Annotated in this window: 5 protein-coding genes and 3 pseudogenes; 7 read left to right on the top strand and 1 reads right to left on the bottom strand. The window is 68.2% G+C overall.

What is annotated here, in order from left to right:
- Positions 1 to 168: 168 nt before the first annotated feature.
- The 6 genes and pseudogenes from A5702_RS15500 to A5702_RS25770 all read left to right on the top strand — a co-directional run.
- Positions 169 to 1,296, top strand: a complete 1,128-nt coding sequence (locus A5702_RS15500) for an LLM class flavin-dependent oxidoreductase (RefSeq protein WP_068221763.1) — start codon at positions 169 to 171, stop codon at positions 1,294 to 1,296.
- Positions 1,293 to 2,462, top strand: a complete 1,170-nt coding sequence (locus tag A5702_RS15495) for a sulfotransferase (protein WP_068221767.1) — start codon at positions 1,293 to 1,295, stop codon at positions 2,460 to 2,462. The genes A5702_RS15500 and A5702_RS15495 overlap by 4 nt, the downstream gene beginning before the upstream one ends.
- Position 2,463: 1 nt before the next feature.
- A complete protein-coding gene (locus tag A5702_RS15490; protein ID WP_068221761.1) occupies positions 2,464 to 3,267 on the top strand; it encodes a sugar phosphate isomerase/epimerase in 804 nt (267 codons plus the stop codon).
- Between the two features lie 2 nt (positions 3,268 to 3,269).
- Positions 3,270 to 4,478: a DUF1214 domain-containing protein gene (locus A5702_RS15485; protein WP_068221759.1), complete on the top strand. Its 1,209-nt coding sequence runs from the start codon at positions 3,270 to 3,272 to the stop codon at positions 4,476 to 4,478.
- A gap of 17 nt (positions 4,479 to 4,495) precedes the next feature.
- Positions 4,496 to 5,416 (top strand): alpha/beta fold hydrolase, encoded by a 921-nt coding sequence (locus A5702_RS15480; protein WP_156669644.1) that lies wholly within the window; start codon positions 4,496 to 4,498, stop codon positions 5,414 to 5,416.
- A gap of 281 nt (positions 5,417 to 5,697) precedes the next feature.
- Positions 5,698 to 6,411 (top strand): annotated as a pseudogene (locus tag A5702_RS25770) (GntR family transcriptional regulator); the annotation flags it as partial.
- Here A5702_RS25770 and A5702_RS15465 read toward each other — a convergent pair.
- Positions 6,306 to 7,493, bottom strand: a pseudogene (locus A5702_RS15465) (ABC transporter substrate-binding protein); the annotation flags it as partial. The pseudogenes A5702_RS25770 and A5702_RS15465 overlap by 106 nt on opposite strands.
- A gap of 120 nt (positions 7,494 to 7,613) precedes the next feature.
- On the opposite strand from A5702_RS15465, the pseudogene A5702_RS26400 reads away from it, so the two are divergent.
- Positions 7,614 to 7,689, top strand: a pseudogene (locus A5702_RS26400) (GntR family transcriptional regulator); the annotation flags it as partial.

The raw sequence follows: 7,689 nt of genomic DNA, 5'->3' as shown, positions 1-7,689 counted from the left end.
GGTCGCTTCGGTGACCTCACCGCACGAATCGTTTCGATGGCGGGCCTGTTTGCCACGCCAACGTGACGCTCGGCGACCCCCGCCACACCAGCGTGACGCTCGGTGCTGCGGCCGCTCGCGGCCGTTTCGGCGACACAGCGCTGTGCGGGTGCTTAGCATCATCTCTCGATGACCGTTCAACCCGCCGCTTTCCTGCGCACGACGCTTCCGCTGGATCTGTCCCGGCTCGAGGAGTTGGACGGCGGCCGGTACCACTCGATCTGGCTGCCCGACCACATGGTCAGCTTCTGGCCCGACTCGATCTGGACGCCCGAATTCACCGACCTGGCGACCGCATCCCCGTCGCCGCACCGCCACCTCGACGGCCTGGCGGTGGCCGCCGCTGCCGCGGTCCTCACCGAGCACGTTCCGATTGTGAGCGCCGTCGTCGACACCGTGCGCCGCCACCCCAGCATGCTCGCCCAGACGGCGCTGACCATCGATCACCTCGCCAGGGGCCGCTTCGTCCTGGGCTTGGGCAGCGGCGAGAGCGAGAACACCCTGCCCTACGGCTTCGACTTCTCCACACCGGTCAGCCGTTTCGAGGAAGCCCTGGCGGTCATCCGGCTGCTCTGGGAGAGCGACGGCCCGGTCGATTTCGACGGGCGCTTCTACACGCTGCGGCACGCCCGGCTGGACACCGAACCCTACGAAGGCCAACCGCCGCAGATCTGGATCGGCGCCAGCGGTCCGCGCATGCTGGACATCGCGGGCCGGCACGCCGACGGGTGGTGGCCGGCCGGCGCGTGGACACCCGAGCACTACGCCGAAATGCTCGCAGCGGTAAGGGGGTCCGCGGAACGCGCCGGCCGCGACCCGATGGCGATCACCCCGTGCTTCATCCAGGTGTGCGTGCTCGGCCAGGACTCCGACGCCCTCGCCGACATCCTGCAAGCGCCCCTGGTCAAGGCGTTCCTGTTGCAGGTGTCGGCGGAGACGTTGCGCGGCTTCGGGTTCGAGCACCCGATGGGCGAAAGCTGGCGAGGATTCCAGGACATCGACCCGGCGGTGCTCACGCGGGAGCGCATCCTCGCGTTCCTCGACAAAGCCACGCCGGACATGGTGCTGGCCGCCGTGCCGCACGGGACGCCGACGGAGGTCGCCAAGATCGTGAAGACCTACGTCGACGCGGGACTGCGCGTGCCGAAGATCCTGGACTACGGCGCCATGGCCGGCCTGAAATACGCCGAGGCTTCGGCGGCCAATGTCCGCGCCGCCGAAGACGAACTGATGCGGCTGTGCGGGGGCGCCTCGTGACCACCCCCCTGGACGCTGCCCAGCTGCTCGCCGCCGCGGAGGCCGAGACCGGATTGCGTGACTACGGCGATCCCACGTTGCCGCAACGCTTTACGGTCGCCGTCGAGCACCTGAACGGCCTCGGTATGAACGACGACGGCAACCGGCAGGCCGCGCAGGTATGTCATTGGCTGCTGACATCCCGCCTGGAATTCATCGAAGACCGCAACCGCTACCCGATCGCCGACGAGGTGATCGAGGGGCCGATGTTCGTCACGGGCGAACCGCGTTCGGGGACAACGCTGATGCACGCGCTGATGTCCGTGGACCCGGGGGCGCGGGCGCTGCGCTTCTGGGAGGTGATGTATCCCTCGCCGCCGCCCGGTCTGGCCGGCCCGGACGACGACCGTCGGCAACGGGCCGACGCGGACTGGCGCGAGATCAACGCCAAGATGCCCAAGTGGCTGCGCAGCCACCCCTACAACGACATGCTCGGCGACGGGCTGCCCGAAGACGAGCGCACCTGGGCGTTCGACTTCCGGGTGATGACACCGACCGCCTGGTGGCGCGTGCCGATGCAGTCGCTGGTGGGCGGCCTCGCCACGGACCCGGCGGCGCAATACCGGATGCACAAGGCCATGCTGCAGCAGCTGCAATATCGCCGGCCGCGAAAGTACTGGGTGCTCAAGGGCTTTCACGGATTCCGGCTCAAGGAATTGTTCGACACCTACCCCGACGCGCGGATGGTGTGGCTGCACCGCGACCCGGTGCAGGTCGCCGCGTCGCGCACCATGATGATGGCCGACATCGCCGACGGCATGGTCGGATCGGTTGACCTGCGCGCCCTGACGAAGATGCATCTGGAGCTGACGCGCGCCGGCGTCGCCAACACGATGAGCAACCCCTTCGTCGACGATCCGCGCATCCTGCACGTCCGCTACGCCGACTTCGTCGCCGACCACATCGGCACGATTCGGCGCTATTACGCCTTCTGCGGTCGCGAGTTGACCTCCGACGCCGAATCGGCGATGCGCGCCTACCTGGCCGACAACCGCGGCGACCGCTACGGAAAATTCCGCTACTCCACCCAACTGCTGACCGACATCGGCGAAGACGTCGAGGCGCTGCACGCGGAATTCCGGCCATTCCGAGAGCGATTCGGCGTCGCTATCGAGAACCGGTCCTGACATGGTGGGCACGCACAAGCGCCTGTCGGTGCACAACGTCACCTTCTACGGTGACTCGCTCGCCGAACTAGAAGCGTATTGGGCGGCCCTCGGCGTCTCCCGGCTGAGCGTGCTGGACAGCCAGTTGCTCGATCCCCGCTTTGCACTGTCATTGCAGGGCAACGGATACGCCGTGGAAGCTGTCTATCACCTGTTCGCCGAGGGCAAGCTGGCCGGCGATCCGGATGCCGCCCGCGCGGGCCTGTCAACCGTGATCGACGCCGCCGCGGCCGTCGGCGCGCGCACCGTGTACTTGCTCACCGGCGGGCGCGGTGACCTGAACTGGGACCGGGCCGCCGAACGATTCTGCGAAATGGTCGCCCCCTGCGTGGCGCACGCCAAGACCGCGGGGGTGGCGCTGGCCATCGAGAATGCTTCCAGCCTGTACGCCGACATCCACATTGCCCATACGCTCCGGGACACGGTCACGCTGGCGGAGATGGGCGGCCTGAGCGTTTGCCTCGATTTGTTTCACTGTTGGGCCGAAGGCGATTTCGAGACGATGGTGCAGCGGGCGTTGCCCCGAACGTCGCTCATCCAATTGAGCGACTACGTGCTGGGCGATCGGGCGCTGCCGGGCCGGGCGGTTCCCGGTGACGGCGTGATTCCGATCGAACGGTTCGTCACCCAGGCGCTCGCCGGCGGCTACGCACACGGGTTCGACCTGGAACTCATCGGTCCCCGCATCGACGGTGAGGGGCACCTGGAAGCCGCCCGGCGCGCATGTGATGTAGTCAGCGCGATGCTCGACAGACTGGGTGCGTGACCATGGCCTTCGGCGACGGTCCGGACGACGCGGAGCTGCGGTCGGCCTGGGCCGAATTCTGTGCGCGACTGCGGCAGGCGGGCGAGCAGGTCTTCAAGCAGGCCAACCCGCCGTCCGGCGTGCATCGGGTCGACGCGTACCGGTTTCTCACCCAAAACCTGGGCCAGGCCTTCGATTTGGCGCTCGAAACGCGCGACACCCGCTACCCGGCCCTGCACACCTTCTGCGGCCCCACCCGCAAGCTCGGCGGTGATTGCGCCGACTTCACCTATCAGCAGGCATGGATCGACGGGCAGTCGACCTACCGGCTCACCGGCACCCGCGGCACCGCGCGGTTCTTCAACGTCACGGTCCAGGGGTCACGCAGGCCCGGCCCGGGGGTGCTGCACGAACCCTTCGGGGACACACCGGAAGCCAACCTGCTCGGCCATCAACTCCGCATCGACGACACCGGTGAATTCGAGCTCTACATCGGCGGCCCCGAGCGCGGGCCGAACTGGCTGCCCACCACCGACCGGTCGCGCAAGCTGTTCATCCGTCAGGGGTTCGACCGTTGGGACGAGCTGCCGGCGCAGCTGCGCATCGAGCGAATCGACATGGACTCCCCCAAGCCGTTGCCCTCTGCCGAGCAGATGGTCGAGGCGATGCGCTGGGCCGGCGATTTCATCACCGGCCTGATGGCCGACTGGCCCGAGTTTCCGTTCACCTACGGCGGCGTCGACGCCGAGCACCCCAACGCCTTCCCGCGCGTCGACGCGACCGACGCCGACAACAAGCGCGGCCGGGCCGCGGCCAACATGTACTGGGAACTCGCCGACGACGAGGTGCTGATCGTCGAATTCGACGACCACGCCGGGCTGTGGATGCTCACCAACATGGGCGTCTTCTTCACCAGCATGGACTACCTGTACCGGCCGGTCAGCTACACGCCGAGCCGCACGGCCGTCGACGCCGACGGCCGCGTGCGGCTGGTCATGGCGCACCGTGATCCCGGCGTGCACAACTGGCTGGACACCCAGGGCTTTCGGTGTGGCAACCTGACCTACCGGCACATGCTCGAGGGCGAACCCGCCGTGCTGAACACCCGCGTCGTCAAGCATGACGACGTCCTCACCGCGCTGCCCGCGGACACCACGCTGGTGACTTCGGCCGAGCGCGCGGCGGCGATGTGGGAGCGGTTCCACGGCATCCGCCGTCGTTACCCCCTCTAGACGGCGCGGCTAGATTCATGGTCGTGACCGAAATCTCCGAAGACGAACTGGACGGGCTCTCGGAATTCTCGCTGCTGTCCGAGAACGCCGAGCAGGCCGGCGCCACCGGTCCGCTGCCCGCCGTGCAACGCGTCGAGGCGGGCGCGGATGCGAGCAAGATCAGCGCGCTGCGCTGGGGCTCCGCTCCCCCGCGGATCGTCTTCCTGCACGGTGGTGGGCAGAACGCGCACACCTGGGACACCGTCGTCGTCGGGCTCGGACAGCCCGCACTGGCGGTGGACCTGCCCGGGCACGGCCATTCGGCATGGCGCGAGGACGGTGACTACTCGCCCCAGCTGAACGCTGACGCGCTGCTGCCGGCTCTGCGCGAGCACGCGCCCAGCGCCGATCTGGTGGTGGGCATGTCGCTGGGCGGGTTGACGGCGATCCGGCTCGCCGCCGTGGCGCCCGAACTGGTGAACGAACTCGTCCTGATCGACGTCACCCCGTCGGCGCTGCAACGGCACTCGGAGATGACGAAGGAGCAGCAGGGCACGGTGGCATTGATGCACGGGGAACGCGAATTCCCCAGCTTCCAGGCGATGCTGGACCTGACGATCGCCGCCGCGCCGCACCGGGAGGTGAAGGCGCTGCGCCGCGGTGTCTTTCACAACTCGCGCCGGCTGGACAACGGAAACTGGACCTGGCGCTACGACGCCATCCGCCAGTTCCCCGACTTCGACGTCCTGTGGGAGGACGTGGACCGGCTGTCGGCACCCATCACCCTCATCCGCGGCGGCAACTCGGGATTCGTCAGCGACGACGACGCGGCCGAATTAAGCCGCCGCACAAAGCATTTCCGCACGGCGCACGTCGTCGAGAACTCCGGGCACTCCGTGCAAAGCGACCAGCCCCTGGCCCTGATCGACCTGCTGCGCGGAGTGCTCGACGGGCGGTGAGCATACGGTGGTCGTATGACCCGCGCCGACACGCGCGGATCGGCAACGCCGTCGGCCTGTCCCGCCAGCGCGGTCGCGCTGCTGCGGGCGATGCGCGAGCGCGAATGTGCGGCTGGCCGCACACTCGGCGGGAGGCGGCGGGGGCGAATCGAGCGTTGTGCCGGTGGCGCGACGGCCGGTGAGACCATTTATCCGTCAAACACCGGAAAATACGAGCCCACTCGTGAGAAACTTCTCGCGCTAGATGGCCGCACCGGGTTTGAAAAGAGACTCAAGAACGAATGCCAAAGAAATACGGGGTCAAAGAAAAAGACCTGGTTGTTGCGCACATCCTTCACCTCTTGCTGACGGGGAAGCTGCGCACCGGCGACCGCGTCGACCGCAATGAAATCGCACTGGGGCTCGGGGTGAGCCGCGTTCCGATTCAAGAGGCGTTGGTTCAACTCGAACACGACGGCATTGTGTCGACCCGCTATCACCGCGGCGCATTCGTCGAGCGGTTCAACGAAGCCACCGTGCTCGAGCATCACGAGCTCGACGGCCTGCTCAACGGCATCGCGTCCGCGCGTGCGGCAACCAGTCCCACCCCGCGCATCCTCGGGCAACTGGACGCCCTGATGCGAACGATGCGCGCGGCGAAGGATTCCCGCGCCTTCTGCGACGTCGCGGCGGAATACCGGCGCACCATCAACGACGAATACGCCGGGCCGCGGTTGCACGCCACGATCCGCGCGTCGCAGAACCTCATCCCCCGGGTGTTCTGGCTTACCTACCAGGGCGGCCGCGAGGAAATGCTGCCGTTCTACGAGGACGAGACCGCCGCTATCAATCGGCGTGATCCCGAGGCCGCCCGGGCCGCGTGCGTCGGCCGCTCCTACTTGGCGGCCCAGACGATGCTGGCCGAACTGTCCCGGCGCAGGGTGTTCACCCCGCCCGACGACGTCTCCCCCGTCGTCAGCAGCAGGGGGATGGCCCGCCGATACATGTCCCAGTCGAAGAACGAATCCCGCAACTGCGCCAGCGTGGATTTCGGCGCGGCCGGGGCCGAGGTGCGGTGCTGTGCGGCGGCGATCGCCGCGAAATCGGGCAGGTTCGGGGCGGGCGCGGCCTTCGACCCGGGCTTCCACCCGGGCGGCAGCGTGCGCGGCACCCAATCGCAGTACAGCTTGGACCAGGTGCCGTCGGCGATCACCGCGTCCAGCCCGGCGTTGAGCGCGTCGGTCAGCGGCTTGTTTTCCTTGGCGACCGCGTATGCCACGAAATTGCCTGGGCTGAAAGTGTTTGCGACGGTCACCGCCGGGTCGCCCGGCCGGATCAGGCTCGCGGCGAGGGTTCCGGGTGCCACCCATGCGTCGATCTGGCGGGTCTTCAGGCTGGCGTACAGGGTGGCGAAGCCGGGGTATTTGACCGGCTGCAGGTGCAAGGTGTCGACGACGTAGGACTCCTCGACGGTGCCCTGGACCACGCCGATGCGCTGGCCGGCGGCGAGATCGGTGAAGTTGTGGATCGGCGAGCCGGGCGGCACCACCAGCGAGTAGAAGCCGAAGTCGTAGCCGTTGGTGAACGCGACGGTGCGGCGACGCTGGTCGGTGGCCTTGACCGACGCCGAGCCGACGTCGAAGCGCCGGGATGCCACTTGCGCCAGGAGCGCGGAAAAGTCGGTGCTGACGAAGCGCAGTTGCAGGTGCAGCTTGTCGGCGATCGCGCGCAGCAGCAAGTTGTCGAAGCCGGTGAACTCGCCGGTGGAATTGATGCAGATGTTGGGCGGGGCGTCCGACAGCGTGCCCACCGTCAGCACCCCCGGTGTGCCGAGGCCCAGCGCGCCGACGTCCACCGAGCTGAGCGGTTCGACCGACGGTGTGGTGTCGTCGTCTTCCTCCGGCGTGGGCTGGCTCGCGGTCAGATCCCTGGGCAGGACGCGCGCGCTGTCCAAGCCGGCCGGGGCGCATTGATTCCAGTCGGCCGTCGCGGGCGCGGCCAGCCCGCCTAATGCCGTGCCGCACACCAGCACGATGGTCGCGGCGAGTCCGAAGAACCTTCCGCGGCGCCGATGGTGCCGATCCACGCGCGCATTCATCACTGCCACCGTAACGACCGGCGGATGGCTTCGTCGGGTGAGCGTGCGCCCTAGATCGCCAGCGAGGCCTCGACGCCGACGGGGTCGGCGTCGGCGACCAGTTCGAGGGGTGGGGGAACGACGGGGGAGCTGCGCACCGGCGACCGCGTCGACCGCAATGAAATCGCACTGGGGCTCGGGGTGAGCCGCGTTCCGA

Source organism: Mycobacterium sp. E3339 (assembly GCF_001666915.1).
Taxonomy (GTDB): Bacteria; Actinomycetota; Actinomycetes; order Mycobacteriales; family Mycobacteriaceae; genus Mycobacterium.
Note: the sequence above shows the minus strand (reverse complement) of the source record. Positions and strands in the feature narration are given on the sequence as shown.

Coding starts and splice junctions, on each gene's coding strand:
- A5702_RS15485 (WP_068221759.1), top strand. CDS start 3,270: ATGGCCTTCGGCGACGGTCCGGACGACGCGGAGCTGCGGTCGGCCTGG.
- A5702_RS15490 (WP_068221761.1), top strand. CDS start 2,464: ATGGTGGGCACGCACAAGCGCCTGTCGGTGCACAACGTCACCTTCTAC.
- A5702_RS15480 (WP_156669644.1), top strand. CDS start 4,496: ATGGTCGTGACCGAAATCTCCGAAGACGAACTGGACGGGCTCTCGGAA.
- A5702_RS15500 (WP_068221763.1), top strand. CDS start 169: ATGACCGTTCAACCCGCCGCTTTCCTGCGCACGACGCTTCCGCTGGAT.